Consider the following 26,423-nt stretch of genomic DNA (forward strand, 5'->3'; position numbering starts at 1 on the left):
CTTGAAGTCCTGGTCCGGATATGTCGCCGCGCGCGTTAGGGTCTGCTCCATGGCTTCTGCCCACTTCCAAACGCCCATGCGTTTCGACGTCAGCGAGGTGGTCGGGGAGCGGGCCTTCTTGGCCGCGACTTACTACCCCGCGCGCAACGACAGTGCGGCCCCCGCGCTGCTCGTCTGCCTGCCGGGTGGCACCTACAGCCGCGAATACTGGGATCTCAACATGGTCGGTCACAGCGGATACAGCTTCGCCGAATTCGCCACCGACAACGGCTATGCCGTCCTGACGGTCGACCCCTTGGGCACTGGCGAAAGCTCAAAGCCCGCACGCGATTTCGACTTCACCGATATCGCCGCCGCGCTCGCCGACGCGGTCGCCGCGGTACCCGCCGCGACCGGCAACCACGCGCCGCCCATCGCCGTCGCGCATTCGCTGGGCGGTTACCTGGCGATCACCCAGCAAGGGCTGTTCCCCAGCTACGCGGGGCTGGCGATTTTCGGATGCACCAATCAGCATGTCGCACCGCTGAACCTGGATCCGGTGTTCATTGCCCGCGCGGCCACCGAGGACGGCCGCGCCGAGCTTGCGCAGGAGATCCTTTCGGCTCTTCCCGAAGCGTATTTCGAAGGTCCTCGCGAGTATTTACAGAGTTGGTTTCATCTCGACGACGTTCCCGCCGATGTCGTGGAGGCCGACTGCGTGACCGCGAAATCGGTGGTACCGCGGGTATTCGGCACGGCCCTGATCCCCGGCGTCGTCGCCGAGCACGCCGCGCTGATCGACGTCCCGGTGCTCCTCGGCTACGGGGTGGTGGACGTCTCGCCAAACCCGCGCGCCGAGGTCGCGCTGTATTGCAATAGCCCCGACATCACCACGTTGGTGTTGGCCGACAGCGCACACTGCCACAACATGGCATCGAGCCGGCGTCGGCTCTGGCAGCGCCTGCTCGCCTGGACGGAAGTCGTCGTCGCGGTCAATGGGCGCCGGACAGGTTCAACGTGACCACGCCGACGATGATCAGCCCGACGCCGACGACCTTCGCCACGGAGATCGGGGAGCCCAGAAACAACACCGCGATCAGCACGATGGCCGCCGTGCCAATCGCCGACCACAGCGCGTAGGCGACGTCTGTTTGCATACCGCGCTGGATCGACCACGCCAGCAGCGCGAAGGCGGCGCCGTAGCCGACCAGACAGATCACGGTGGGCCAGAGACGAGTGAAGCCTTCGGTGCTCTTGAGCAGGCTGGTCGACACCACTTCCGCGATGATCGCGCCGAACAAAAGCAGGTACGTCAGTGCGCCCGCGTGCATACGGATGTGTTTACACCACCTGTTTGGACGGCGGCCTTAACGTGGTGCTGTGACGCACCAGCCACGGTCGCAGTTTGATCGACGCCTGGCGCCAACGCTGATCGGATCAGTCGCCCCACCGGCCATGCGAGGCCGCGAGTTCCAGCAGGGTGATGCCGTCGGTCTGGCGCTCACGCAGCACCTGGCTGGGAAATGTGTAGGGCGGCGCCGCCTCTGGGCTGCGCTCTGCCTGCGCGACGATCGCGTCCAGCAGCGTGCGCGCCATCGCCAGCCGCGGATAGCGGGCGTGGATCGTGGCGGCGATTTCGTCGTCGATGAATTCGGCGTTGCGGCCGAAATCCACACCCACACCGCTGCGGACAAGGTGGCACAGCGCGCCCCGCCGGTCGGCGATGCCCATCGAGGTGTGCAACGCAATGGCTTCCCACACGCAGTCGACCAGCGTGCGCTCGCAGCCGTGTTCGGTCAGCAGCGCTGCCGCGAGGTCGGCACCCTCGACTTCGAACCGCTCCTTGCCGGGCGACGCGGAGCCGGCGCCGAGGTCGTGCAGGACGCATCCCAAAAACAGGGCATCCCCGTCGTAGTCCGCGCCAGGGCGCATTCCCTCGCGTGCGGCGACCAGCTCACCGAACAGGTAACTGCGCACGCTGTGGTTGAACACTGACGGCGACTCGGTCGACTGCGCCAACCGGATGGCGGCCTGCGCGATGGGGGTGTCGGGGAGAGTTGAAATGACCTGCATAGTCACAACGTTAGGGTCGCGGCGGCCATCTGGTGAGTGGCTAAAACGACATGATTCCCACGATTTGAGCCACGATGCCAGGGGGCCGTGCCTATGCTTCGCATCGATCGGTGATAATGGCATTCTCTGCATTGGAGAAGCCATTTCCGTTTACCGAACCGCCCCGAGGAGGTCGACGATGAGCACCAACCAACGATGCGACGGGATGGTGGCCCTGGTCACCGGCAGCAGCCGCGGATTGGGCAAGGCGATCGCCGCGCGACTCGCCGCGCAGGGCGCCACGGTCGCGCTGACCGCCCGCACGATGGACCCCGACCCCAAATACCAGGGATCGCTACGCGAGACCGCCGACGAGATCGTCGCGGCCGGAGGCCAAGCCATCGCCGTCCAGGCAGATCTGTCCCAGCCCGAGGAACGCGAGCGGCTGTTCGGTGAGGTGGTGGCTGCCGTCGGCGCCCCGGACATCCTGGTGAACAACGCCGCGGTCACCTTCCTGCGACCCCTCGACGGGTTTCCCGAGCGGCGCGCCCGGCTGATGATGGAGATGCATGTCCTTGGCCCGTTGCACCTGTGCCAGTTGGCAATTCCCGCGATGCGCGAACGCGGGCGGGGCTGGATTCTGAACCTCACCTCGGTCGGTGGCGACTTACCGCCCGGCCCGCCGTTCTCCGAATTCGACCGAACCGCGGGCTTCGGGATTTACGGGACCGCCAAGGCGGCGCTCAACCGGCTGACGAAAAGCCTTGCCGCGGAACTGTACGACGACGGTATCGCCGTCAACGCCGCGGCTCCGTCCAATCCGGTGGCGACGCCGGGCGCGGGCACCCTCGACCTGGCCAAGGCCGACACCGAGGACATCGAGCTGATCACCGAGACCGCTTATCGGTTGTGCACGGGGGATCCGAAAACCCTGACCGGTCGCATCGCGCATACCCAGTCCTTCCTCGCCGAGGTCGGCTGGTTTCAACCGGCCGGCTGATGGTCGAGGTCGACCTCGACGAGCTGCGACGCCGGCTCGCCGCTGCCGACGTCACCGACGTCACGGCGCTGGCGGGCGGTGCGTCCAGCTTCACCTTCCGCGGCGCGCGATCCGGCAGGTCAGTGGTGATCAAGCTCGCCCCGCCGGGCGTTGAGCCGATCGCGCACCGGGATGTGCTGCGGCAGGCCCGCATCCTCAAAGCGCTTGCCGCGACCCGGGTTCCGGTTCCCGAGGTGCTGTGGGAGGAGCCGGGAGATCCACCGCTGGCCCCTCCGCTGTTCGTGATGTCGCACGTCGAAGGCGACTGCGTAGAGCCGCTGTTCGACGGCTGTCCGCCGGCACCCGAGGTCGTCGAGCGCTACCGCAACGCGTGCCGGGCGATGGCCGCCCTGCACAGGCTGTCGCCGAGCGAGCTCGGGCTGGGCGGGGAACCGGTCATCGATCCGGTCTCAGAAGTCGAGCGCTGGTGTCACACGTTGCAGACTGTCGATGCGGCACTCGTCCCCGACTGGCAGGGTGTGCGTGACTCGCTATTACGCTGCGCGCCAACCGCTATCGGGCCCAGCGTGGTGCACGGTGACTTCCGGCTGGGCAACCTGATGGCCGCCGGAGCGAGCATCAACGCGGTAATCGATTGGGAGATCTGGTCGATCGGTGATCCGCGAAGCGATGCGGGCTGGTTTCTGATCAACTGTGACCCGGACACCTATCAACGTGTTCCCGACCCGGCTGGAATCGCACCGCCGATCGCCGAGCTCGCTGAGATCTACCAGGACGAGCTGGGTTGCGAGGTCGCGGACTTGGCCTGGTTCAGCGCGCTGGCATGCTTCAAGTCGGCGGCGACGTGGTCGCTGATCGTCAAGCACAACCGCCGAAGGAAGACTCCGCGGGAGGAATGGGAAGCCATGGCGCCCGCCTTGCCGCGGTTGCTGGAGCGGGCGCGCTCAATGGTGGGCTAGGCCAGCGTTAGCGGCACTTGATAAAGATGTTCTGGCAATAGTTTCCGATGCCGTCCCAGTTTTTCTCCCGTGGGATGCCTCGGTTGGCGGGGTTCGTAAAGAACGAGGGAGCGTCGACCGTGTTGAATTGGCCGATCTCTGGGAGCATCGGCGGCTCGGGGTCGGGATTGGTATCGTCCGCCCGCGCCAGCCCGGTGCCGCCCCACAAGGCCAGGACGCTGACCGCACCGGCAACCAGTCCGCGAGCGTATGAACGAGCTTTCATCGCCGCCCTCTCTGATCGTTGCGGTGTGCCACTCCCGCAATTCTAGCGGCGCGCCTGGCTACATGGGGCAATGTCAGCGTGCCGCAGCCACATCGCGTATCAGTTACGAACGCGCAACGACTTTGCCGGGGCGACCAGCAAATGCCGCTATGCACACGGCGCGGTACTTACGGTTTCGCCCGTGGGGACAATAGCCGGGGTCGTCCGCAACGCTGCGGTCGTCACGATGTGCTTTCTGATGACGCTGACCATGGCGCCGTCCACCGCCGCCGATCCCGACGTTCAGCCCGCTGGTGCCGCTACGCCACCGAATGACGGGCTGGTGCCCTCGAATCCGCCCGAAATCGTCAATACCCCGGATGGCTGGCGATTGGGCCTTGGCGCGAAGGACGAGGCTCAGACTCCGGTCGCGCCGTTGACGACCGCGGTCTCGTCCCGCGAGTACATCGCGACCGGAACATTTGTCGGTGACCTGAGCGGGCCGGGACAGCCGCAAGGCATTCTCGAGGCGGGTTACGAGATCGGCTGTGGCATCGACATGAGCACGTCCAACGGCGTCGACCTCGGCGGCAACATGGGCATCGCCCCCGGTCTCAGCCCGACGTTTGACACCAGCGGCGTGTTGCCGCCTCTTCTGCCGTTCATCACCGTACCGGTGAACGGGTCGATCAACGTGGGGCTCAAGCCCGGCTTCGTGGTCGTGGTGCCGGTGGCGAAGAAGCAATTCAAGGGCCCCCATCCGTGGATCATGATCGCCAACTTCCACGTCAGGATCGACGGTTGTGTGGGCCAATCATTCATCCGCTCCTACGCCACGTTGACCCGGGTGACTGACCAATCCGACGTGGTGCTGTCGTACGTCGGTGTCACCAAAGCGGTCTAGCCGCGCGGGATGCCGGCTAGCTTGTCGGCGAACTTGGCCTCGGCGGCCGCACGCAGCCGCAGCAGGTGCTCGGAGGGAAACAGATCGGGCGCGGGCTCACGGTCTTTGAGCAACAGGCGAGCCAACGTCACCTTGTGCACTTCGGTCGGGCCGTCGGCAAGCCCGAGCACGAAGGACTCCACCAGATATTGCACGAACGGCATCTCATGCGTGGTGCCCAACGAACCGTGTAGCTGCAGCGCCCGCGCCGACACGTCATGCAGCACCTTCTGCATCATCGCCTTGACCGCGGAAATGTCGGCGCGCACCGCCTTGTAGTCGTTGAATTGGTCTATCTTCCAAGCGGTTTGAAGAGTCAGCAACCGAAACGCCTCGATCTCCATCCACGAGTCCGCGATCATCTCCTGCACCAGTTGCTTGTTGGAGAGCGCCTCGCCCTGGGTGTAGCGGGATACGGCCCGCTCACAGATCATGTCGAAGATCCGTCGGACCAAGCCGACGGTGCGCATCGCGTGATGAATACGCCCGCCGCCGAGGCGGGTTTGCGCCACGACGAAAGCCCCGCCGCGGGGGCCCAGCATGTGATCGGCCGGCACCCGCACGTTCTCGTAGCGGACGTAGCCTTCGCGCCCGCCGCCCGGGGGCTGATAGCCCAATCCGACGTCACGCATCACGTTGATGCCGGGGGTGTCGCCCGGGACGACGAACATCGAGTAGCGCTGGTAGGGAGGTGCGTCGGGGTCCGTCATTGCCATCACGATGATGAACGACGCCATCGAAGCAAACGACGAGAACCACTTCTCCCCGTTGATGATCCAATGATCGCCGTCAGGCACCGCGGACGTGGTGAACACCTTCGGGTCCGCGCCGCCCTGCGGCTCGGTCATCGAGAAGCAGGACACGATTCGGTTATCCAGCAGCGGTTCGAGGTAACGCGCCTTGAGCTCGGGCGTGCCGTAGTGCGCGAGGATCTCGCTGTTGCCGGAATCGGGAGCTTGGGAACCGAACACGATCGGCGCGCACTCCGAGCGGCCCAGAATCTCGTTGAGCAGGGCCAGTTTCACCTGACCGTAGCCCGGGCCACCCAGATGAGGACCGAGGTGAGTGGCCCACAGTCCGCGGTCCTTGACGATCTCCTGCAGTGGTGGGATCAGCGCTTGGCGCACCGGATCGCCCAGATCGTGCGACTCCTTAACGATCAGGTCGATGGGCTCGCACTCGGTACGAACGAAATCCTCGACCCATTCGAGTTGTTGCGCCCACTGTGGATCAGTGGAGAAATCCCACGACATCTTTCGTCCCTTCGTTCGTCAGTGCGAGTTGCTTTGCGCCACCACGCCGGCGTCGACGAGTTCGGTGACGGCGTGCTCATCGAATCCCATCTCGCGCAGCAAGGCGTGCGTGTGATCGCCCGGCAACGACGGCGGCGAGGGCGCGTCGGGCCGGGTGCGTGAGAAGCGCGGCGCCGGCGCGGGCTGGGTGATCCCGTCCACCTCGATGAAGGCATCCCGCGCGACCAGGTGCGGATGCCGCGGTGCCTCCGACAGTGAAAGTACCGGTGTCGCACAGCATCCAGGGGAGTCGAGGAGTCGTTCCCACTCGGCGCGAGACTTTGTGGCGAAGCGTGCGGCCAACACAGCGCGGTGCGCGGCCCAGGCGGCCGGCTCGTCGCTGTCCTGAGGAACGTCGACGCCAAGGCGATCACAGAGTTCGGCGTAAAACTTGGGTTCCATTGCGCCTACGGCGATGTGGTGTCCGTCCGCGGTGGCGTACGCGCCGTAGAAGTGCGCGGCACCGTCGAGCAGGTTGTCCTGGCGGCGGTCGCGCCAGGTGCCCGCCGGCACCATCCCGAAGTACGGGGCCAGCAGGGTGGCGACACCGTCTACCATGGCGACGTCGAGCACCTGACCCTCACCCGAGTCGCGGGCCTCCAGAATCGCGCTGAGCAGGCCGACCGCCAGAAGCATTCCGCCGCCGCCGTAGTCACCGACCAAATTGAGTGGCGGAATCGGTGATTCGGCGGTGCCGATGCCGTGCAGGGCGCCCGCGAGCGCGAGGTAGTTGATGTCGTGGCCGGCATGGCCGGCCAGCGGTCCGTCCTGGCCATAGCCGGTCATGCGGGCGTACACCAGACGCGGATTCTGGTTTCGCAGCGCGTCCGGGCCGATGCCCAGCCGCTCTGCCACACCCGGTCGGTACACGTCGACGAAGGCGTCGGCGTCGGCGACCAGCCGGTGCACGAGGTCCCTGCCGCGCGGATCCTTCACGTCGGCGGCAAGCGACCGCTGGCTGCGCCGGACCGTGTAGTCGATGGGAGGTGGACCGTCGACGCCCGCAACAGGGTCGACGCGGACCACGTCTGCGCCCAAGTCTCCCAACAACATCCCGCAGAATGGGGCGGGCCCCAGGCCGCCCATCATCACGATGCGAACGCCATTGAGCGGACCGCTCACTGGATCTGTCCCGAAGCCCACTTTTGCCGGCGCGCGGCCGCTTCCTCGGTGGCGTGCGAGATCACCTGATTGCGGTTCTCCAATTCCAGCGCCGAGGAGAGGCTCGCCGCGTCGGTGTTGACCTGCAGCGCGCGCTTGGTCAGCTGCACGCCCAGCGGCGAATGGCCTGCGATCAGCGACGCCAACTCGAGTGCACGGTCGGTCAGCCGATCCGGCTCGACGAGCTCGCTGATCAGACCGCGCCGATCGGCTTCGGCCGCCGACACCGTGCGGCCGGTGAGCATCCAGTCGGCGGCGACACTGGTCCCGACGATGCGGGGGAGGTGATAGCTCATGCCCATCTCGGCGCCCGACAACCCGAGCAGGATTGCGGCATTGCCGAATGATGCTGCCGTCGAACAGATACGGATGTCGCAGGCAAGGCACAGCGCGAATCCAGCGCCGACGCATGGGCCGTTGACGGCGGCGACGACGGGTGCGGGCAGCGCGCGAAGAGCCTCCGCCAGTGCGGCCATCCTCTCCTGAAACCGCATCCGGTCCAGTGCCGGCGCGGTGGCCTCGAGCATGCCGGGCCCGAAGTCGCGCATGTCGATTCCGGCGCAAAAGCCCCGACCGGTGCCCGTGAGAACGACGGCGCGCGCCGAGCCGTCGTCGGTTAAATCTTTCAGTACCTCGGTCAATTCGGTTTGCATGGCCGCGTTGATAGCGTTGAGCCGCTCGGGGCGGTTCAGGCGCAGGACAACGACGCCGTCACGCGGCCGGTCGAGGTCGAGCGTGCTCGGCATCGTTACACCCGCTCGATGATCGTCGCGGTACCCATGCCGCCACCGGTGCACATCGTCACCAGTCCTGTCGTCAGATCGCGACGTTCGAGCTCATCGAGGATGGTTCCGATCAGCATCGCGCCGGTGGCACCGATCGGGTGGCCCAGGGCAATCGCGCCGCCGTTGACATTGACCCGGTCGGGATCGATGTCGAGGTCGCGGATCGTCTTGAGCGGCACGGCGGCGAAGGCTTCGTTGATCTCCCACAGGTCGATGTCGGCCACGGTCATGCCGGCTCGCTGCAGGCAGCGCTGCGCCGCCGGACCGGGTGCGGTGAGCATGATGATCGGCTCGCTGCCGATCGCGGCGGCGGCCCTGATCTGTGCGCGCGGCTCTACACCGTTGGCCTGCGCCCAATTCGGTGATGCGAGCAACACGGCTGCCGCACCGTCGACCACCCCGGAGGAATTGCCCGCGTGGTGGACGTGGTCGATGTGGTCGATGCCGGGGTAGCGCTCAAGGCAGATCTCGTCGAAGGTGCGGTGTTCGCCGTCGGCACATGCCGCACTCATCGTCGCGAACGCCGGCCGCAGCCGCGCCAGCGTCTCGGCCGACGACCCGGGGCGCGGGTGCTCGTCCCGGGTCAATGCGCCGTCGGGCGTGGCCACCTGCACCAGGGAGCGATCGAATCTTCCCTCATCGATGGCCGCGGCGGCCCGATGCTGGCTTTGCACCGCGTAGGTGTCGACGACCTCGCGGGTGAAACCCTCGAGCGTCGCGATGAGATCAGCCGAAATGCCCTGCGGTACCGTCGGATAAAGCGCACGGAAGTCCGCGTTGTTGCCGTCGATCGTCGGCACTCCGGCCGTGACGTCCCAGCGGGACATCGATTCGACTCCGCCGGCAATCATCAGATCCGCACTGCCCGCGCCGATCGAGGACGCCGCAACGGTGACGGCTTGCTGACCCGATCCGCAGAACCGGTTCAGCGTCATCCCCGGCACGGTTTCGGGCCAGCCGGCCAGCAGAACCGACAGGCGCGCGATGTCGTCGCCGTGGTCACCGGACAAGATGCCGTTGCCGGCGATCACGTCATCGACGTCCGCGGGCTCGAAGCCGGTGCGCGTGGCCAGCGCCGTGAGGCAGGTGGCGAACAATGTCTGCGGATGTACTTTGTGCAGTCCGCCGTCCGGGCGGCCTCGCCCACGGGGCGTGCGTACCGCGTCAACAATCCAGGCGTCGATGTCAGGCTCCCGTTCGGCGCCGACCGGCGGTCGGCATTGTCGTCATGGTGATCTCCGTTGATCATCAGTGATCGTAATTCGTCTCTCGGGATTGGAGAACAATCTTCTCCGAATTGGCGAAGCCATTCTCGCGTGGCCCGGACAGGCCAGATCTGGCGCGTGCGGACCGTCCGCCGTACGCGACCGCTGCCGATACTGGCGCTTATGCACATCGCGGTCGACTACCACCTGTGTGAGGGACACGGTCAGTGCCTGCTGGCCGCTCCAGACGTATTCGACATCCCTGACGGTGCCGAACAAGTGGTGGTGCTCGAGCCGGACCCGCCCGAGGCCGATCGCGACCGCCTGATCCGGGCCGCCGCGATGTGTCCCACACAAGCGATCCGAATCGTCAACTGAGCCGGTCAGTTTCGGCAAGGTCATCCAGCAACCGGTAGCGTCCGGCCAACGCGGCAGCGGCAATGCGGTTGCTGACCCCGAGTTTGTGCAGCAACGCGGCCACCATACGTTTGGCGGTGCGCTCCGACACCACCATCCGGCGCGCGATGTCGCCGGTCTCCATGCCGGTCGCCAACAGCGTCCACACCCGAAGGTCCTGGGCGGACAGACTGTCCAGCAGCTCGGACGGCGGCTTACGGATATTGCTCAGCAGAGCGTCGAGCAGCGAACCATCGATGACCCGCAACCCTTCGGCGATCGTCCACAGTGGGCCGGCCAGTGCTTCGGGGCGTGCGGTTTTGGGCAGGAAGCCGTCGGCACCCGCCCGCAACGCCTCTTCGGCCAGCCTCAGATCGTCCGTTCCCGACAGCGCCAGGATGCGAGTCGTCGGGTGGCGCGATTTGATGTGCCGGATGGCGGCCACCCCGCCCAGCGGTGGCATCGACAGGTCGACGATCGCGACGTCGGCATCGCAGCGGGCCACCAGATCGGCGGCCTCTTCGACGTATGCCGTCTGACCGCCGACGCTGAACAATTCGCCCCACTCGCGGGTGAGCAGCAGGGCTAGGCCCTGTGCGAACAGCTCGTGGTCGTCCACGATCACCACGACATACGGCGAGCGGGTCATTGCCGCGATGCTAGCCCCAACTCTATGGTCAGCCAGGTGAGACCGCTCGATCAGCTCAGGACCACAGTGGACTTCGACGGCGAGGACTACGGGCTGGGTCGGACCGTCGTCGCGGTACGGGTCGCCGTTGTCATCTCGATCGGTGTGCTGCTGGCGATCGGGCCGCACTGGGTCCGTCAGCACACCGCGACCACGGTGGCCGTTCTCGCCGCCGCGATGGTCTACGCGGCCGTCGTGATGGCCTATCCGCAGCTGGAAGTTCGGCGCACTCGGTACTCGTGGCTGGTCACCGGGTTCGACTCGGCATTCACGCTGGCGCTCATCGCGCTGAGCGGAGGGGTCTACAGCCCGGTGGTCGCAGTGTTGGCCCTGGCGGTCATCGCGTCGGCGGCGCGGCTGTCCTTCAGCGAAACCTTGCTCGTCGCTGTCCTCCTGGGCGCCGCCTACATTCCCCTCGCGCTGACAACCTCGCCGAAGCTTCCGGTCACCGCGGCTCCTGCGCTACAGGCCGGCTGGTCGGCGCTGTATTTGCTGTTCGTCGCGATCATCACCGCGGGGCTGTCCGCGCTCGCCGAACGCGAACACCGCTCCCGGCTGCGGGCGCTGTTCGAGGCGGAGGCCGAACACGCCGCCGCCGAGGAGGAACGCGATCTGAGGGCACGCCTGCTGCGGTCCTACCAGTCGCAACAGGATGGACTGCAGGTGTTGGTGCACGAATTCCGCACCCCGGTCACATCTTTGGAGGCGCTGACAGAGGCGCTGACTTCGACAGATCCAATGTCGCAGGTCGACCGGGACACCAGTCTGCAGCTGGTGGCCCGGCACGTGCGTCACCTGGCCGACATGCTCGATGCCTTGTCCGACGTCGCGCTGAGTCGCCGCCCGACATTCTCAGCGGGTCGGGTTCGCCGTGTTGACGTGGCCGACCTCGTTGTCGCCGCCGCCGACGCGGTCGGCCTGGCGGCGCCGCGGTTGCGGCTGAGTGTCAGCGGCGACGTCGACGCCGCGGCCGTGAACGCCCAGGGGTTGCGCCGGGTGGCGACAAATCTTCTGGAGAATGCCTCCCGGCATGGCCGAGGCGAACCCGTCGACGTCACCTGCTCGCGCGACGGCGACGTGTTGGTCCTCGCGGTGCTCGACCGGGGCCCGGGGATTCCTGCCGAGAGCCTCGGCGAGCTCACCACCAAGTACGTCAGCGTCGGCGGGCAGCGCGGCACCGCGGGGTTGGGTTTGTGGATCGTCCAGCAGATTGCCGAAGCGATGGGCGGCCGGGTCGACTTCGCCGCGCGCGACGGTGGCGGCCTAGTCGCCACCTTCCGCGCGCCAATCGGCTGACCGGCCGGCTGGCCGCGTTGGCCCGTGCAGGCCAGTGATTGGCACCTGCGCCTGTGCCGCACCGCCGCCGCGCTGACGAGCATGGGTGCGATGCCGCGGTGACCTGTACCACATCACCCGGCCAGAAAGGGACTCCAGATGACCGCACCCACGACCGCGCCCACCCACAAGGACATCGATCTGAGCGCCCGCGCGTTCTGGGCCAAGCCCCCGGAAGCGCGCGATGCGGCGTTCGCCGTCCTGCGCGCGGAGAACCCCGTCCCGTGGAGTCGGCCCGCGGAGTCGGATCTGCTGCCTCCCGAGCTCAACACCAGGGGGTTCTGGTCGCTGACCAAACAGGACGACATCCGGATGGCCAGCCGCCACCCGGAGATTTTCTCCTCCGCACAGGGCATCACGATGGAGGACTTCGCCCCCGAGGCGGTGGAGATCGCGCAGTCGTTCATTGCCATGGACGCCCCGCGGCACACCCAGCTGCGCGGGATCACGACGGAAGCCTTCAAGCCCAAGAACGTGCGCCGCTTGGAAGGCTGGATCCGCGGGCACGCCCACGACCTGGTCAGCGAAATGGCGCACCTCGGTGAAGGGGACTTCGTCCAACTGGTGTCGGTCAAGCTGCCCGGACGCATCTTCGGCAGCTTCTTCGGGCTGCCCGAGGGCGAACTGCGTGACAAGGCCGTGACGGCCGCCCAGCGGCTGGTGGGCTGGACGGACCCGAACATCCGCGGCGAGCAGAGCGAACTCGAACTGTTCATGGGCGCCGTGATGGACCTGCACGAGGTGGCAACGGTGTTGATTCCCGAGCGGCGGGCCAACCCCGGTGACGACCTGATGACCTGGATGGTGCAGGCCGAGTTCGACGGCAAGAAGATGACCGACGACGAACTGAAGGCGTTCTTCGTGCTGATGGGTGTCGCGTCCAACGACACCACGCGGCACGCTTCGGCCCATGCCATCGCCGCACTCTCGAAGTTCCCCGACCAGCGCGCGCTGCTCGCCGAGGACGTAGAGGGCCGGGTCGGCACCGCCGTCGAGGAGGTGCTGCGCTGGGGATCGCCGTTGCTGCACATGCGCCGCACCGCCACCCAGGACATCACCGTGCGCGACTCGCATATCAAGGCCGGCGACAAGGTCGTGCTGTGGTACTACTCGGGCAACCGGGACGAGGATGTCTTCGACGAGCCGCATACATTCAACATCCTGCGAAACCCGAACCCGCACATCGCCTTCGGTGGGGGCGGCCCGCACTTCTGCCTCGGTGCGGCGCTGGCGCGCACGATGCTCAAGGCGTTGCTTACCGAGGTGTACACGCGCATTCCGGACATCTCGGCGCCGGAACCCCACTACGCCCTCGCCAACTTCATCAACGGCGTCAACAGCCTGCCGGCGACCTGGACGCCCGAGAAGCGCTGAAGGTAAGGAACATTCGATGAAAACCAAAGCAGCGGTGCTGTGGGGGCTGCACCAGAAGTGGGAGGTCGAAGAGGTCGACCTAGACGGGCCCAAGCAGAACGAGGTCCTGGTCAAGGTGGCCGCCGCCGGGCTGTGCCACTCCGATGACCACCTGATCACCGGCGACATGCCGATGCAGCTACCGGTGGTCGGCGGGCATGAGGGCGCCGGCGTCGTCGTCGATGTCGGCCCGGGTGTCACCGAAGTCGCCCAAGGCGATTCGGTGGCGCTGAGTTTCATTCCGGCCTGTGGTCGCTGTGAACCGTGTTCGCGCGGCATGAGCAACCTGTGCGTGCTCGGTGCCGCCATCATCGCAGGACCGCAACTCGACGGCACCTTCCGGTTCCACGCGAAAGGCCAAGGGCTGGGCCAAATGTGCGTGCTCGGAACGTTCTCCGAATACACGGTGGTGCCACTGGCCTCGGTGATCAAGGTGGATCCGTCCACGGCGCTGGACACCGCTGCCCTGGTTGGGTGCGGAGTCACTACCGGCTACGGAAGCATGGTGCGCACCGGCGAAGCGCGAGACGGCGACACCGTGGTGGTCATGGGTGTGGGCGGGATTGGCATGAACGCCGTGCAGGGGGCCCGGATCGCGGGCGCACGCGTCATCGTCGCGCTCGATCCCGTCGAGTACAAACGGTGCCGTTCTCTCGAGTTCGGGGCCACCCACACCGCGGCGACGGTCGCGGAGGCCCAAGCCCTGATCAACGAGCTCACGCGTGGCCAGCTGGCCGATGTCTGCGTGGTCAGCACCGACTCGGCCGAGGGTGCGTACGTGGCGCAGGCGCTGAGCCTGGTCGGCAAGCGCGGCAGGGTGGTGATGACGGCGATCCCGCACCCGACCGATACCTGCGTCGACATGTCGCTGTTCGATTTGACGTTGTACGAAAAGCAGGTTCGCGGATCGCTTTTCGGGTCCTCGAATCCTCGGCATGACATCCCTCGCATGCTCGACCTGTACCGCGCCGGAGCGCTCAAGCTCGACGAGCTCGTCACCCGCGAGTACACCCTCGAGGAGATCAACCAAGGCTATGACGACATGCATGCCGGCGTGAATCTGCGCGGTCTGATTCGCTTCTGAACCATTCCCATGCTGCTGCGAGACGGGATTGCCCGCCCCGGCCGGCCGTTCAGTCGAAGTTGGTACTGCCGGACAGCTGTTCCCATTTCGCGATCTCGCTCCCGCGGGCGTCGGCGGTATAGCGATACAGGGCCAGCGCGTCGGGGCCCAGCAGCAGGAACGCGGGCGGCTCGCTCGATTCGACGGCGGTGACGATCGCGGCGCCGGCCTTGGCGGGATCGCCGGCCTGATTGCCATGCATGGTGTCGTTTTCCTTGCGACGCTGTCCTGCGGTGCCCGCGTAGTCGCCGATCGCAGTGGCTGCTTGGACCAGCGAGCGCCCGGCGAAGTCGGTGCGAAATGCGCCCGGCTCGACAACGGTCACCGAGATGCCGAGCGGGGCCAACTCGCCGCGAAGCGCGCCACTCATCCCTTCGATGGCGGCTTTGGCCGCGGCGTAGTAGCCGGACCCCACCGGAGTCACCGTTGCGCCGATTGAGGAGATGTTCACGATCGCGCCGCTGCGGCGCTCCCGCATGCCGGGCAGGACCGCCTTGATCATGGCGACGGCGCCGAAGAAGTGCGTCTCGAACAGGGTGCGGACTTCCGCGTCGTCACCTTCCTCGACCGCGGCGCGATAGCCGTAGCCGGCATTGTTGACCAGCACATCGACGCCGCCGAACCGCTCCTGGGCCTGCTGGATGGCCGCGCCGATCTGATCGGGGTTGGTGACGTCCAGCGCGACGGGCAGCACCCGATCGGGTGCTGCGTCGGCGAGATCCGCGACCTTCGCGACGTCGCGCGCGGTGACGACGGCATTGTGGCCGGCCCCGATCACAGCGTCGGCGAGCGCACGGCCGAGTCCGGTTGAGCAGCCGGTGATGAGCCAGGTGGGCATCGCGGGTCCTTCTTCCATTCGGGACGGTTTCAAACTCGACATTGCGCCCGACGGCTATGCGGAGACGCACCGCTCCAGGCGGAAGGTGCGCATGAAACCGCCCGGTTGCGTCGTGAGCGTCACCTCCACAGCACCGCTGGGCGCAACGACGTAGCGCTCTTCGACATCCGGTCCGTCCGTCCACCGGCCGACCGGCTGGCGCCCGAGGTCGTCGCGGTCGTAGAGGGCGGGGTCGAAGGGGAACAGGACCGGATCGTAGGGGGTCACGTCGCCGTCGGGGCGGCCGTTGACGAGGCGGCTGCATTCCACGAAGCGGAAGTGCCCGATGTTGTGCGCCGCTCGGTACGTCCGCCGGACGATGAGCGGAGTGTCCTCGTCGCCGGGCAGTGAGACGTCCTTGCGCACGATCGGATCGAAGACGACGCCGGCGCCCGCCTCGGCCTCGCGGAAGACGCCGAAGTGGCGCGAAAAGCGTTCGGACAAACCGAAACCGGACTCTTTGTCGAGGAAGACGGCCAGACCGATGGCCGTGGCGGCAAAGGGGTGCGGCGAGCGTTTGACGCGCTTCTCACCGAAGGTGGTGCGCAGCATCCGCGAGACGAGGGGAAAGCCGCCGGCCCCGCCCACCACGTAGATGCCGGCGACCTCGGACCACGCCACATCCCTGCTGCCGTCGTGCAGGATCCGGCTGAGGAGATCGATCGTGGGTTGGACGAGCGGCGCACATGCCGAGTAGATGTCGTCGATGCCGCAAGCGAAGGGCGGGCGATCGACCCCGTCATCGATCCCCGTCAGGTCCACCAGGAAGCGGCGCGTCTGTGGCCCGACGGCCTCCTTGCGAACCGCGCACTCCTCCCGAAGAAGTTCAAGCGCGGCGTCATCCACGTCGCGCAGTTTCGCGCCGTCGGAGACGAGTTGCACAATCGCCTCGTCGAAATCGTCACCGCCCAGGCGCTGGATGCCCTCGCTGATCACGACCTCGTTCGAGTGCCCGGTCATCTTGAGTAGCGACGCGTCGAAGGTGCCGCCGCCGAGGTCGTAGATCAGGACGTACTCACGTTTGGCGGTGATGGTGGAGCGATAGCGATGGGCGTATTCGAGGCTCGCGGCGGAAGGTTCGTTCAGCAGCGCGACGACGTGAAATCCCGCCGCCACGAAGGCGTCCAGCGTCAGCAGGCGCTGCGCGCTGGAGGCATTGGCGGGCACGCTGATGGCCGCCTCGACGGCGTCGCCCGGCGTCAGGCAACCATTCGAGCGCTGCAGAAGATCGCTCTTCAGCTGAGCCAGAAAGCCGGTGAGAAGTTCGGTCAATCGATAGCTGCGGCCGGCCAACGTCACCTCGGTTTGCGGTCCGGCGTCGTTGAGCAGACGTTTGATCGATCGCAACACCGACCACTGGCGGTCGTGGCGGACGGCGGCGGCGTCCACCCCGAATCGCAGCTCCCCTGCGGCGTTGGCGGCGATGAGCGAAGGCCAGGCATCGACGCCGTCGAACGAGACGACCGGGTAGTTACCCCGGTCGACGAGTGCGACGACAGTGTGCGTGGTGCCGAAGTCGATACCGACTCTCATTCCGCACAATCTTAGGGCGGTGCAGCGAACTTCGGGACTCTAGGCTTATCCGGCGTGGCGCTCGCCGGACAGTGCCGCCTGCGGCGTGTCCCATTGCCGTTGCACCTCCCGCTCCGCGGCGGTGGCAATCAGGCCTGAGGGCGCGAACATCCTCGACGGTACCGGGTCGTCCTCGGTCAGCGGCCTGCCGCCACCGCGAATTGTCCTGAGCGCAACCATAATTCCGGCGGCCAGCACGATGATCACCACGAGCGCGAAGAGAATCGACAGCGTGCCTTGGATGAAGGTGTTCCTGATGACCGCGTCGAGCTGGTGTGCATTCTTCGCCGAGCCGAAGGCGGTCCTGCCCGCGTCCTTGGCGGCCGAATACTGAAAATGTTGCGACCAGTAGCCGATCGCCGGATCCGCCGAGAAGATCTTCTGCCACGAAGCGGTCAGCGTGACCGTCAAATCCCACAGCAGCGGGACACCCGGAATCCACACCCACTTCAGCAGTGCCTTCTTGATCACGATCACGGTGATCACGGTCAGCGCGATCGCCGCGAGCAGCTGGTTGGCGATACCGAACAGCGGGAACAGCGTGTTGATGCCACCGAGCGGATCCGTCACGCCCATCAGCAGGATGCCGCCCCACGCCGCGACCACGGCCAGGCTGCAGCCCCAGACGCCCGGTCGCCAACTCGGATTTTGCAGCTTGGCCAGCGGACCGCCCAGGTTGCCCAGTGCGTCCGACAGCATGAAACGCGCGACCCGGGTGCCCGCGTCGACGGCGGTCAGGATGAACAGCGCCTCGAACATGATCGCGAAGTGGTACCAGAACGCCTTGAGACCGGCGCCGCCGAAGGCCCGGTTCAACACCTCTGACATGCCCACCGCCAGCGTCGGCGCTCCGCCGGTGCGCGACACGATCGACTTTTCGCCGACGCCGGCGGCGGCTTGATTGAGTTGGTCCGCGGTTGCCGGGGCGCCCGGCAAGCCGAGCCCGTTGACGTAGTGCGCTGCGGTGGCCGCGGTGCCGCCGGTCTGTGCGGCCGGGGCGTTGAGCGCGAAGTACACGTGCTGATCGAGGATCGCCGCGCTGATCAATGCCATGACGGCGACGAACGATTCGGTGAGCATGCCGCCGTAGCCGATGAAGCGCATCTGGCTTTCCTTCTCCAGCAGCTTCGGCGTCGTCCCCGACGCGATCAGCGCGTGGAATCCGGACAGCGCGCCGCACGCGATGGTGATGAACAGAAAGGGGAACAGCGAGCCGGGGAACACCGGCCCGTCGCCGCTGTGGGCGAACCGCGAGACGGCGGGCGCCTGGATGACCGGGTGCGCGATGAAGATGCCGAGCGCCAGCAGCGCGATGGCGCCGACCTTCATGAACGTCGACAGGTAATCGCGCGGCGCCAGCAGCAACCACACCGGCAGCGCCGAGGCCACGAAGCCATAGATGATGATCAACCACGAGACCGTGACCGCGGACAGGTTCAACCAGGATGCGCCCCAAGAGGTTTCGCTGACCCAATTGCCGGAGGCCACGGCGAGCATCAGCAATGCGAAACCGATGAGCGAGACTTCGCCCACCCGCCCGGGACGCAGGAACCGTAGATAGCAGCCCATGAAGACAGCGATCGGGATGGTCATCGCGATGGAGAACACGCCCCACGGGCTCTGGGCGAGTCCCCGCACCACCACCAGCGCCAGCACCGCGATGATGATCACCATGATGACGAGGACGCCGACGATCGCGGCGGCGCCGCCGGTGGCGCCGAGCTCGTCGCGGGCCATCTGGCCCAGCGAACGGCCCCGCCGCCGGGTGGAGATCCACAGCACCAAATAGTCCTGCACTGCGCCGGCGAATACCGCGCCGAAGATGATCCAGATGCTGCAGGGCAGATAGCCCATCTGGGTGGCCAGCACCGGACCGACCAGTGGTCCCGCCCCGGCGATCGCGGCGAAATGATGGCCGAACAGCACCCGCCGGTCGGTCGGCACGTAGTCGGCGCCGTCGTCGAGAATCTCGGCGGGTGTGGCGTGGTCGTCGCGCGGGCGAACGACCTTCATCTCGATCAACCGGGCATAGAACCGAAACCCGATGACGTATGTGCAGATCGCGGCGACCACCAACCACACGGCGTTCACCGTCTCGCCGCGCACGAACGCGATCATGGCCCAGGCGATCGCGCCGAGCAGCGCGATGATTCCGAAGACGACCTTGTGCCGGACGCTGATGGGGGAGCGGTCGATGATCGCGACGGGCGGCAAGTCGTCGTCGGTGCGGATGTAGCTGACGCCTTTGTCATGCACAGTCACGGTCAAACCCTACGACGACGAGCAGCTCGTCGCCCGGCGGAATCAGTACAGCGCACGGACGTTGTCGATGGTGTCGGATTCGGCCGGACTCTTGTCGTCGCGGTAGCGCACGACTCGGGCGAACCGCAGCGCCAGCCCGCCCGGGTAGCGCGTCGATTTCTGCACACCGTCGAGCGCGATTTCGACGACCTGCTCGGGGCGCAATTGCACGACATAGCCGTCCATCGATCCGACGGCGAGTTCGCTGAACCTCGCGGTCTGCCACTGCAGCATGGCGTCGGTCATGCCCTTGAAAGTCTTTCCCACCATGATGAATTCGCCGGTCGCCGGATCACGTGCGCCCAGGTGGATGTTGGACAGTTTGCCGCGTCGGCGTCCCGAACCCCATTCGACGGCGAGCACCACAAGGTCGAGCGTGTGGACCGGCTTGACCTTGAGCCAGCCCGCCCCGCGACGGCCGGCCTGGTACGGCGCCTCCGGCGCCTTTGCCATCACTCCCTCGTGGCCGGCGTCCAGCGTCGCCTCCAGGAAGGACGCGGCGGCGCCGGGGTCCGACGTGGTCAACCGATCGACCCGGTGCCGGGGCGGCACCAGCGCGTCCAGGGCGGCCAGCCGCTCGGTGGTCGGCGCGTCCAGCAGGTCGACGCCGTCGTAGTGCAGGATGTCGAAAAAGAACACCGAAAGCGGTTGCGCCGCTTGGGCTCCCGCATTTTTCGAGGCCACGTCGACCGATCGGCCGAACCGGGATGCGGTGACTTGGAAGCGGTGCGGCCGGTTGTCGGGCCGCAGCGCGATCGCCTCGCCGTCGGCGATGAGATCGTTGACGGGCAGCGCCAGCGTCGCCTCCACCACCTCGGGCAGCCGGGCGGTGACGTCGTCCAGGCTTCGCGTATAGACGGTGACCGCGTCTTGGGCGCGGTGGATCTGCACTCGTGCACCGTCCAGCTTTGCCTCGAAGATCGTTGTGCCGCCGTGGCGTTCGAGGGCGTCGGCCACGCTGGTCGCTGTCTGAGCCAGCATTGGGCCGACCGGCTGGCCCACCCGCAGCGTGAACGCCTGCAGCGCCACCGCTCCACCGGACAGGGCGGCTGCGGCGACCGCGGGCAGATCGCCGCCCAGCATCGCCGCGCGCTGTACCGCGGCGGCCGCGATGTCGGCGGCCTTGGCCACCGCGTCGGACATGATCCCGGCCAGTGCGCCCTGACGCAGTTCGCCGGAGAGCAGCCGCACCAGAAACGTCTGCTCGGATTCGGTGGCGGCGGCCAACAGCGTCGCGAGGAGTTCGGCCCGACGCGCCTGCGATCCCTTGCCCGCGACGGCGCCGATCTCGGTGAAGGTGGCGTGCACGCCGGTAACGGTGAGCTCCGGCGCCGAAGCCGGCGGCGGTCGCGACCGCAACGACGCCCAGCCGACGCCGATCTGGCGCTGGGGCAGCTCGCCGGAGAGCCACGACACGACGATCGCGACCAATTCCGGGTCCGGTGCGGCGCGGGTCAGCAGGTCGGCGATGCGCGCGACCTTGGTCAACCGTGACGGCGTGGCGCCGACGTCAACCGATGTCGCTACCACCTCGAGAAGGAGCACGATCGCCAGCTTGGCATCCCTCGGTGACAACCCGCTGCGGCGGACACGCTAGCGTTCCTACGTAACGTTACAGATTGCACAGGATCTGACAACCCAAAAAGGAGAGGCCGGATGGAGATCAATGGGAAGAAGGCCGTCGTCATCGGCGGTGCGTCGGGGATGGGTCGTGCCACCGCCGAACTGCTCACCGAACGTGGTGCGAGTGTTGCCATCTTCGACCGCGAGGGTTCCGACGGCAAAGCGGTGGCCGAGAGCATCGGCGGCGCGTTCTACCCGGTCGACGTCACGGACTTCAAGGGAACTGAGGAGACGTTGCAGACCGCGGTCGACAAGCTGGGCGGCCTGCACGTGGTGGTCACCACCGCGGGCGGCGGCATAGCCAAGCGCACGCTGACCAAGTCGGGCCCGCACGACCTCGAATCCTTCCAATCCGTGATCGATCTCAACCTCATCGCCACCTTCAACATCAGCCGGCTGGCCGCCGCGCACATGGCCAAGAACGAGCCCGAAGACGAAGAGCGCGGCGTCATCATCAACACCGCTTCGATCGCCGCCTTCGAAGGCCAGATCGGACAGGTCGCCTACACCGCCGCCAAGGCGGCGATCGCGGGCATGTGCCTGACGATGGCGCGCGACTTGGGATCGATGGGCATCCGCGTGCTGGCAATCGCGCCGAGCCTGTTCCTCACCGGCCTGACGTCGATGGTTCCCGACGAGATGGCGGCGACGCTGACCCGCGACGCGGCCTTCCCCAAGCGGATGGGACGGCCCGAGGAGTACGCGAAGCTGGCGGTGGCCATCGTCGACAACCCGATGCTCAACGGCCAGTGCCTGCGGCTGGACGCCGGACAGCGCTTCGCGCCCAAGTAGAGACCCCCGCTGGGGGCCTGTCCGCAAATAAGTACACTCTTTAGGCAGCCGCCCCGCTCCCCCTCGGAGCGGGGTAGGCCAACCACCCGACGACGGTGCGGGGAGGGTACTGGCGCGAGGAGGTCCCCCATGGGTATCGCACTTACCGACGACCATCGCGAGCTCGCTGAGGTCGCTCGCGCATTCCTGACTTCGCAGAAGGCGCGCGCAGCGGCGCGAGCCCTGCTGGACAGCCCCGAAGAGGGCCGGCCCACCTTCTGGCCCGACATCGTCGAACTCGGCTGGCTTGGCCTGCACGTCGACGAGGAACACGGCGGCTCCGGCTACGGGTTGCCCGAACTCGTAGTGGTGATCGAAGAGCTCGGCCGTGCGGTCGCCCCGGGTCCGTTCGTCCCGACGGTGATCGCGTCGGCACTGATCGCCAAAGACGGCACGGCCGAACAGAAGTCGCGGTTGCTACCCGGCCTGATCGACGGCACCGTCACGGCGGGGATCGGCCTGGGCAGCGAAGTACAGGTCAAAGACGGCCCGAACGGTCGGACAGCCGACGGCGACGCCGGAGTCGTGTTGGGGGCCGGGCTCGCCGAGCTGCTGCTCATCGCCGCCGGCGACGACGTTCTGCTGCTGGACCGCGGCCGCGCCGGTGTGGCGGTCGACGTGCCCGAGAACCTCGACCCGACTCGGCGTTCCGGGCGGGTTCGCCTGGACAACGTCAGCGTCAGTGCCGACGACATCGTTGCGGGCGGCCGGGAATCGGCGCTGGCCCGGGCGCGGACGTTGCTGGCCGCCGAGGCGGTGGGCGGATCATCCGACTGCGTCGACGCCGCCGTCGACTACGCGAAGGTGCGCCAGCAATTCGGCCGGACGATCGCCACTTTCCAGGCGGTGAAGCACCATTGCGCGAACATGCTCGTTGCCGTGGAGTCGGCGACGGCCGCGGTATGGGACGCCTCGCGTGCGGCGGCGGAGGACGAGGAACAGTTCCGCCTCGTCGCGGCAGTCGCTGCGGCGCTGGCACTTCCGGCGTATGCCCGCAATGCCGAGCTCAACATTCAGGTGCACGGCGGCATCGGCTTCACCTGGGAGCATGACGCGCATCTGCATCTGCGCCGGGCGCTGGTGACTTCGGCGCTCTTCGGCGGCGACACGCCGGCCCGGGATGTGTTCGAGCGCACCGCGGCGGGCGCCGTCCGGGAAAACAGCCTGGACCTGCCTCCCGAGGCTGAGGAACTACGAACCCGGATCCATGCCGACGCCGCCGAGCTCGCCGCCCTCGACAAGCAGGCACAACGCGACAAGCTGATCGCGACCGGCTATGTGATGCCGCACTGGCCCAAACCGTGGGGCCTGGCCGCCGACGCGGTGGAGCAGCTGGTGATCGAGGAAGAGTTTCGCACGGCCGGGATCAAGCGCCCGGACTACGGCATCACCGGATGGGTGATCCTGACCCTGATCCAGCACGGAACCGACTGGCAGATCGAAAGATTCGTCGAGAAGGCGTTGCGCAAAGACGAGATCTGGTGCCAGCTCTTCTCCGAACCCGAGGCGGGGTCGGATGCGGCGTCCATCAAGACCAAGGCCACTCGGGTCGACGGTGGCTGGAAGATCAACGGCCAAAAGGTGTGGACCAGTGGGGCGCACTACTGCGCGCGCGGCCTGGCCACCGTGCGCACCGACCCGGCAGCGAAAAAGCACGCCGGCATCACCACGGTGATCGTCGACATGAAGGCGCCCGAGGTCGAGGTGCGGCCGCTGCGGCAGATCACCGGCGGCTCGGACTTCAACGAGGTGTTCTTCAACGACCTGTTCGTTCCCGACGAAGATGTTGTCGGGGCGCCGAACTCGGGCTGGACGGTCGCGCGAGCAACGCTGGGCAACGAGCGGGTCAGCATCGGCGGCAGCGGATCGTTCTACGAGGGGTTGGCTACTGCGCTGGTAGAACTGGCCCGGCAGCACTCAGATCGGTTGGCGGGCGCGGATATTCGGGTCGGGACCTACCTTGCCAATGAAACGGCCCTGCGGTTGCTCAACCTGCGCCGGGTCGCACGCAGCGTCGAAGGTGCGGGCCCGGGGCCGGAAGGCAACGTCACCAAGCTGAAGCTGGCCGAGCACATGGTGGAGGGCGCCGCGATCATGGCCGCCCTGACCGGGCCCGAGGTCGCGCTGGTCGACGGCGCCGGCGCGGCGCCGGGCCGGCTGATCATGGGCGCGCGCGGCATGGCGATCGCCGGTGGTACCTCGGAAGTCACCCGGAACCAGATCGCCGAGCGAATTCTCGGCATGCCGCGTGACCCGCTGATCAACTAGGGGGCCGTCAGGAGGGCGCGAACAACGGCGCGCCGCCGGCGCCCTTCTCGGGGCGAATGCTGACCGCCATCCCGCACGTCACCGAATCCGGTTCGCAGTCAACGATATTAGCTGCCACGCGCAGCCCGCTTTGTTCGGCGAGCTCGACGATGGCGATCACGTAGGGGACGGGGACCTCCGGGTTATACGGATGGTGGTTGACCGTGTAGGTGAACACCGTGCCCTGTCCCGAGATCGGGCGCCCGACCAGTGCGGCGCCGCACTGGCGGCATTTCCCGGCGGCGGGATGCACCCAGCGCGAGCAGTCGTCGCAATGCTCGATCAGCAGCTGTGATGTCGACTCGGCTGACACGGGGAATACAGTACACTCTATTGATTCGGTGTGCGTGCGACGGGTTCTTCTCTGACGGGCGGTGCAGATGACGTATTTCGAAAAGGACGCGATCGTGTCCGGTATCGGCATTTCCCGGATCGGCCGCCGGACCGGCATCCCGGGGCGGGACCTGACCATGGAGGCAGTCCGAAGCGCGATCGCCGACGCCGGCTTGGCGCCCGCCGACGTCGACGGCATCGCGACGTTGGGCGATACCCCGGCCGAAGAGGTCAATGCCGAACTGCGGATCGAGGCGGCCGACTGCGGCAGCGGCTTCGGCACCGGCGGACTGCTGAGCCCGGTGATGTCGGCATGCCGCGCGGTGTCCGAAAGACGCGCCCGCCATGTGGTGGTGTACCGAACCATTCAAATGCTGGGCGGCACAGTGCCGGTCAAGCAGGAGGAAAACGCGCCCGCCCCGCCGCTGGCGCGGATGTTCGAAACACCCGAGGGCGCAGAGCGACCCGCGGTCGGCGCGATGGACGATGTCAACGATCTGGTTGCGGCCCAGGCGTATTCCGCCGCGAACTGGTTGGCGCTGAACTGCCGTCGCCATATGGAGTTGTACGGAACCACCAAGGAGCAGCTGGGTTGGATCGCCCTCAACGGCAGGCGCAACGCCGCGCTGAATCCGCTTGCGGTGTACCGCGAACCGATGACGATGGCCGACTACCTAGGGGCGCGTTTGGTGTCGACGCCGTTCGGGCTGCTGGACTGCGACGTGCCCATCGACGGGTCGATCGCCGTGGTGGTGTCCAACGCGGAATACGGACCCGATTGCCCGCACCGGCCGGTGCGGGTGGAGGCGATCGGCGGATCCGACGGCGCCGGTGGCTGGTTCCACCGCGACGACTACCCGAAGATGGCGATGTCGGATGCGACCGCGCAGATGTGGTCGCGCACCGAGTTGACACCCGCCGACCTCGCGCTCGCCGAGTTGTACGACGGCTTCACCTATCTCACCCTGGCCTGGTTGGAAGCCCTGGGAATCTGCGGCGACGGCGAGGGCGGCCCGTTCGTCGAGGGCGGCGCGCGGATCGCCCGCGACGGGCAACTGCCGTTGAACACCTACGGCGGCCAGCTTTCAGCGGGGCGCATGCACGGCTACTGGGCGCTGCACGAGGGGTGTCTGCAGTTGCGCGGCGAAGCGGGTGAGCGGCAGGTGTCGCAGCGGCCCGAGGTCGGCGTGGTTTCCGTGGGCGGGGGTCCGGTCGCGGGTTGCATGCTGCTCAGCTGTTGAGACAGCTTGTGGGAGTCCAGCATTGACCTTCAGGTAGGCCCCGCGCCGCGCGCGGGAGGGACAAAGAAACTGGCTGCGACGATCGCCCGCCAGATCGAGGCGGACATCGTTCGCCGGGGCTGGCCCGTCGGAGAATCGCTGGGTTCCGAACACGCTCTGCAAGAACGTTTTGGCGTGAGCCGATCGGTACTGCGCGAGGCCGTTCGCCTCGTCGAGCACCATCGGGTGGCACGGATGCGCCGCGGTCCGGGCGGCGGGCTGCTGATCAGCGAGCCGGACGCGGGACCCGCGACTCGCGCGGTGGTCATCTATCTCGAATACCTTGGCACCACGCTCGCCGATCTACTCAACGCACGGCTGGTCCTCGAGCCGTTGGCGGCCTCGCTTTCGGCGGAGCGGATCGACGAAGCCGGCATCGAGCGGTTACGCGAGGTGCTGCGCGCGGAGGAACAGTGGCGGCCGGGTTTGCCGGCGCCGCCCGACGAATTCCATATTGCGCTGGCGGAACAGTCGAAAAACCCGGTCCTGCAACTCTTTATCGACGTGTTGATGAGGCTTACCACCCGCTACGCCCTGCGGTCACGGACCGATTCGGCGAGCGAGGCCATCGAGGCGCTCGACTACATGCACAGCGATCACGCCGAAATCGTCGCCGCGGTTACCGCCGGCGATTCCGCCCGGGCCAAGACGCTGTCCGAGCGACACGTCGAAGCGGTGACCGCCTGGCTGCAAGAGCATCACCCGGGCGACCCCGCAGGCCGGG

Annotated in this window: 25 protein-coding genes; 12 read left to right on the forward strand and 13 right to left on the reverse strand. The window is 67.0% G+C overall.

Annotated features, from left to right (window positions below; genetic code table 11):
* Positions 1-49 precede the first annotated feature (49 nt).
* Positions 50-1,000 (forward strand): alpha/beta fold hydrolase, encoded by a 951-nt coding sequence (locus ACZY0B_RS06550; protein ID WP_463763223.1) that lies wholly within the window; start codon positions 50-52, stop codon positions 998-1,000.
* Here ACZY0B_RS06550 and ACZY0B_RS06555 read toward each other — a convergent pair.
* Both ACZY0B_RS06555 and ACZY0B_RS06560 read right to left on the reverse strand, forming a co-directional pair.
* Complete coding sequence (locus tag ACZY0B_RS06555; RefSeq protein WP_463763374.1) at positions 972-1,295, reverse strand: DMT family transporter; 324 nt, start codon at positions 1,293-1,295, stop codon at positions 972-974. The two genes, ACZY0B_RS06550 and ACZY0B_RS06555, sit on opposite strands and share 29 nt — an antisense overlap.
* Positions 1,296-1,416: 121 nt before the next feature.
* Entirely contained in the window at positions 1,417-2,052 is a 636-nt protein-coding gene (locus ACZY0B_RS06560; protein WP_463763224.1) for an HD domain-containing protein, read from the reverse strand.
* Positions 2,053-2,230: 178 nt separating this feature from the next.
* Here ACZY0B_RS06560 and ACZY0B_RS06565 point away from each other — a divergent pair, with 178 nt between their 5' ends.
* Both ACZY0B_RS06565 and ACZY0B_RS06570 read left to right on the forward strand, forming a co-directional pair.
* Entirely contained in the window at positions 2,231-3,031 is an 801-nt protein-coding gene (locus tag ACZY0B_RS06565) for an SDR family NAD(P)-dependent oxidoreductase (RefSeq protein ID WP_463763225.1), read from the forward strand.
* Positions 3,031-3,990 carry a phosphotransferase family protein gene (locus ACZY0B_RS06570; RefSeq protein WP_463763227.1) on the forward strand — a complete coding sequence of 320 codons (960 nt, stop codon included), beginning with the start codon at positions 3,031-3,033 and terminating at the stop codon, positions 3,988-3,990. Before ACZY0B_RS06565 ends, ACZY0B_RS06570 begins: the two co-directional genes overlap by 1 nt.
* Positions 3,991-3,997: 7 nt before the next feature.
* On the opposite strand, the gene ACZY0B_RS06575 is transcribed toward ACZY0B_RS06570, so the two are convergent.
* Positions 3,998-4,255, reverse strand: a complete 258-nt coding sequence (locus ACZY0B_RS06575; RefSeq protein ID WP_463763228.1) for a hypothetical protein — start codon at positions 4,253-4,255, stop codon at positions 3,998-4,000.
* Between the two features lie 238 nt (positions 4,256-4,493).
* Here ACZY0B_RS06575 and ACZY0B_RS06580 point away from each other — a divergent pair, with 238 nt between their 5' ends.
* A complete protein-coding gene (locus ACZY0B_RS06580; protein ID WP_463763375.1) occupies positions 4,494-5,138 on the forward strand; it encodes an MspA family porin in 645 nt (214 codons plus the stop codon).
* On the opposite strand, the gene ACZY0B_RS06585 is transcribed toward ACZY0B_RS06580, so the two are convergent.
* The 4 genes from ACZY0B_RS06585 to ACZY0B_RS06600 are packed head-to-tail and all read right to left on the reverse strand — an operon-like array spanning position 5,135 to position 9,587.
* On the reverse strand, positions 5,135-6,430 hold the full coding sequence (locus ACZY0B_RS06585; RefSeq protein WP_463763229.1) for an acyl-CoA dehydrogenase family protein: 1,296 nt from the start codon (positions 6,428-6,430) through the stop codon (positions 5,135-5,137). The two genes, ACZY0B_RS06580 and ACZY0B_RS06585, sit on opposite strands and share 4 nt — an antisense overlap.
* An 18-nt stretch (positions 6,431-6,448) precedes the next feature.
* Positions 6,449-7,591 carry a CaiB/BaiF CoA transferase family protein gene (locus ACZY0B_RS06590; RefSeq protein ID WP_463763230.1) on the reverse strand — a complete coding sequence of 381 codons (1,143 nt, stop codon included), beginning with the start codon at positions 7,589-7,591 and terminating at the stop codon, positions 6,449-6,451.
* On the reverse strand, positions 7,588-8,376 hold the full coding sequence (locus ACZY0B_RS06595; RefSeq protein ID WP_463763231.1) for an enoyl-CoA hydratase/isomerase family protein: 789 nt from the start codon (positions 8,374-8,376) through the stop codon (positions 7,588-7,590). The genes ACZY0B_RS06590 and ACZY0B_RS06595 overlap by 4 nt, the downstream gene beginning before the upstream one ends.
* A 2-nt stretch (positions 8,377-8,378) precedes the next feature.
* Complete coding sequence (locus tag ACZY0B_RS06600) at positions 8,379-9,587, reverse strand: acetyl-CoA C-acetyltransferase (RefSeq protein WP_463763376.1); 1,209 nt, start codon at positions 9,585-9,587, stop codon at positions 8,379-8,381.
* 216 nt (positions 9,588-9,803) lie between these two features.
* Between ACZY0B_RS06600 and ACZY0B_RS06605 the strand changes: the two genes are divergently transcribed.
* Positions 9,804-9,998 carry a ferredoxin gene (locus tag ACZY0B_RS06605; protein ID WP_463763232.1) on the forward strand — a complete coding sequence of 65 codons (195 nt, stop codon included), beginning with the start codon at positions 9,804-9,806 and terminating at the stop codon, positions 9,996-9,998.
* On the opposite strand, the gene ACZY0B_RS06610 is transcribed toward ACZY0B_RS06605, so the two are convergent.
* Positions 9,991-10,665 (reverse strand): response regulator, encoded by a 675-nt coding sequence (locus tag ACZY0B_RS06610; RefSeq protein WP_463763233.1) that lies wholly within the window; start codon positions 10,663-10,665, stop codon positions 9,991-9,993. The genes ACZY0B_RS06605 and ACZY0B_RS06610 overlap by 8 nt on opposite strands.
* Before the next feature lie 36 nt (positions 10,666-10,701).
* On the opposite strand from ACZY0B_RS06610, the gene ACZY0B_RS06615 reads away from it, so the two are divergent.
* From ACZY0B_RS06615 to ACZY0B_RS06625, 3 genes are all read left to right on the forward strand, one after another.
* Complete coding sequence (locus tag ACZY0B_RS06615) at positions 10,702-12,000, forward strand: sensor histidine kinase (RefSeq protein ID WP_463763234.1); 1,299 nt, start codon at positions 10,702-10,704, stop codon at positions 11,998-12,000.
* A gap of 138 nt (positions 12,001-12,138) precedes the next feature.
* Positions 12,139-13,413 carry a cytochrome P450 gene (locus ACZY0B_RS06620; protein ID WP_463763235.1) on the forward strand — a complete coding sequence of 425 codons (1,275 nt, stop codon included), beginning with the start codon at positions 12,139-12,141 and terminating at the stop codon, positions 13,411-13,413.
* A 16-nt stretch (positions 13,414-13,429) separates the two neighbouring features.
* The gene (locus tag ACZY0B_RS06625) at positions 13,430-14,536 is read left to right on the forward strand and encodes an NDMA-dependent alcohol dehydrogenase (protein ID WP_463763236.1); all 1,107 of its coding nucleotides are present in this window, start codon (positions 13,430-13,432) and stop codon (positions 14,534-14,536) included.
* Positions 14,537-14,585: 49 nt separating this feature from the next.
* Here ACZY0B_RS06625 and ACZY0B_RS06630 read toward each other — a convergent pair whose 3' ends face one another.
* From ACZY0B_RS06630 to ACZY0B_RS06645, 4 genes are read right to left on the reverse strand one after another with little or no spacing between them, the layout of a single operon-like run.
* Positions 14,586-15,413, reverse strand: a complete 828-nt coding sequence (locus tag ACZY0B_RS06630) for an oxidoreductase (protein WP_463763237.1) — start codon at positions 15,411-15,413, stop codon at positions 14,586-14,588.
* A gap of 54 nt (positions 15,414-15,467) precedes the next feature.
* Positions 15,468-16,985 carry an Hsp70 family protein gene (locus ACZY0B_RS06635; RefSeq protein WP_463763238.1) on the reverse strand — a complete coding sequence of 506 codons (1,518 nt, stop codon included), beginning with the start codon at positions 16,983-16,985 and terminating at the stop codon, positions 15,468-15,470.
* A 45-nt stretch (positions 16,986-17,030) separates the two neighbouring features.
* On the reverse strand, positions 17,031-19,292 hold the full coding sequence (locus ACZY0B_RS06640) for a carbon starvation CstA family protein (protein ID WP_463763239.1): 2,262 nt from the start codon (positions 19,290-19,292) through the stop codon (positions 17,031-17,033).
* A gap of 36 nt (positions 19,293-19,328) precedes the next feature.
* Positions 19,329-20,870, reverse strand: coding sequence for an ATP-dependent DNA ligase (locus ACZY0B_RS06645; RefSeq protein WP_463763240.1), 1,542 nt, complete (start codon positions 20,868-20,870; stop codon positions 19,329-19,331).
* A 111-nt stretch (positions 20,871-20,981) separates the two neighbouring features.
* Between ACZY0B_RS06645 and ACZY0B_RS06650 the strand changes: the two genes are divergently transcribed.
* Both ACZY0B_RS06650 and ACZY0B_RS06655 read left to right on the forward strand, forming a co-directional pair.
* Entirely contained in the window at positions 20,982-21,740 is a 759-nt protein-coding gene (locus ACZY0B_RS06650; RefSeq protein ID WP_463763241.1) for an SDR family NAD(P)-dependent oxidoreductase, read from the forward strand.
* Positions 21,741-21,869: 129 nt separating this feature from the next.
* Positions 21,870-24,047, forward strand: coding sequence for an acyl-CoA dehydrogenase (locus tag ACZY0B_RS06655; protein WP_463763242.1), 2,178 nt, complete (start codon positions 21,870-21,872; stop codon positions 24,045-24,047).
* Positions 24,048-24,054: 7 nt separating this feature from the next.
* Here the strand turns inward: ACZY0B_RS06655 and ACZY0B_RS06660 are convergent, their stop codons facing one another.
* A complete protein-coding gene (locus tag ACZY0B_RS06660; RefSeq protein ID WP_463763243.1) occupies positions 24,055-24,399 on the reverse strand; it encodes a Zn-ribbon domain-containing OB-fold protein in 345 nt (114 codons plus the stop codon).
* A gap of 67 nt (positions 24,400-24,466) precedes the next feature.
* Between ACZY0B_RS06660 and ACZY0B_RS06665 the strand changes: the two genes are divergently transcribed.
* The gene (locus ACZY0B_RS06665) at positions 24,467-25,660 is read left to right on the forward strand and encodes a thiolase family protein (RefSeq protein WP_463763244.1); all 1,194 of its coding nucleotides are present in this window, start codon (positions 24,467-24,469) and stop codon (positions 25,658-25,660) included.
* A gap of 21 nt (positions 25,661-25,681) precedes the next feature.
* On the forward strand, positions 25,682-26,423 hold a 742-nt coding region (locus tag ACZY0B_RS06670; protein WP_463763377.1), incomplete at its 3' end, for a FadR/GntR family transcriptional regulator.

The sequence above is a fragment of the Mycobacterium sp. IDUB_19 genome (assembly GCF_055419445.1).

Excerpts from the sequence above, each read along its gene's own strand:
- ACZY0B_RS06550 (WP_463763223.1), top strand. The coding sequence starts at position 50 with ATGGCTTCTGCCCACTTCCAAACGCCCATGCGTTTCGACGTCAGCGAG.
- ACZY0B_RS06560 (WP_463763224.1), bottom strand. The coding sequence starts at position 2,052 with ATGCAGGTCATTTCAACTCTCCCCGACACCCCCATCGCGCAGGCCGCC.
- ACZY0B_RS06565 (WP_463763225.1), top strand. The coding sequence starts at position 2,231 with ATGAGCACCAACCAACGATGCGACGGGATGGTGGCCCTGGTCACCGGC.
- ACZY0B_RS06570 (WP_463763227.1), top strand. The coding sequence starts at position 3,031 with ATGGTCGAGGTCGACCTCGACGAGCTGCGACGCCGGCTCGCCGCTGCC.
- ACZY0B_RS06575 (WP_463763228.1), bottom strand. The coding sequence starts at position 4,255 with ATGAAAGCTCGTTCATACGCTCGCGGACTGGTTGCCGGTGCGGTCAGC.
- ACZY0B_RS06580 (WP_463763375.1), top strand. The coding sequence starts at position 4,494 with ATGACGCTGACCATGGCGCCGTCCACCGCCGCCGATCCCGACGTTCAG.
- ACZY0B_RS06585 (WP_463763229.1), bottom strand. The coding sequence starts at position 6,430 with ATGTCGTGGGATTTCTCCACTGATCCACAGTGGGCGCAACAACTCGAA.
- ACZY0B_RS06595 (WP_463763231.1), bottom strand. The coding sequence starts at position 8,376 with ATGCCGAGCACGCTCGACCTCGACCGGCCGCGTGACGGCGTCGTTGTC.
- ACZY0B_RS06605 (WP_463763232.1), top strand. The coding sequence starts at position 9,804 with ATGCACATCGCGGTCGACTACCACCTGTGTGAGGGACACGGTCAGTGC.
- ACZY0B_RS06610 (WP_463763233.1), bottom strand. The coding sequence starts at position 10,665 with ATGACCCGCTCGCCGTATGTCGTGGTGATCGTGGACGACCACGAGCTG.
- ACZY0B_RS06620 (WP_463763235.1), top strand. The coding sequence starts at position 12,139 with ATGACCGCACCCACGACCGCGCCCACCCACAAGGACATCGATCTGAGC.
- ACZY0B_RS06625 (WP_463763236.1), top strand. The coding sequence starts at position 13,430 with ATGAAAACCAAAGCAGCGGTGCTGTGGGGGCTGCACCAGAAGTGGGAG.
- ACZY0B_RS06630 (WP_463763237.1), bottom strand. The coding sequence starts at position 15,413 with ATGCCCACCTGGCTCATCACCGGCTGCTCAACCGGACTCGGCCGTGCG.
- ACZY0B_RS06635 (WP_463763238.1), bottom strand. The coding sequence starts at position 16,985 with ATGAGAGTCGGTATCGACTTCGGCACCACGCACACTGTCGTCGCACTC.
- ACZY0B_RS06650 (WP_463763241.1), top strand. The coding sequence starts at position 20,982 with ATGGAGATCAATGGGAAGAAGGCCGTCGTCATCGGCGGTGCGTCGGGG.
- ACZY0B_RS06655 (WP_463763242.1), top strand. The coding sequence starts at position 21,870 with ATGGGTATCGCACTTACCGACGACCATCGCGAGCTCGCTGAGGTCGCT.
- ACZY0B_RS06665 (WP_463763244.1), top strand. The coding sequence starts at position 24,467 with ATGACGTATTTCGAAAAGGACGCGATCGTGTCCGGTATCGGCATTTCC.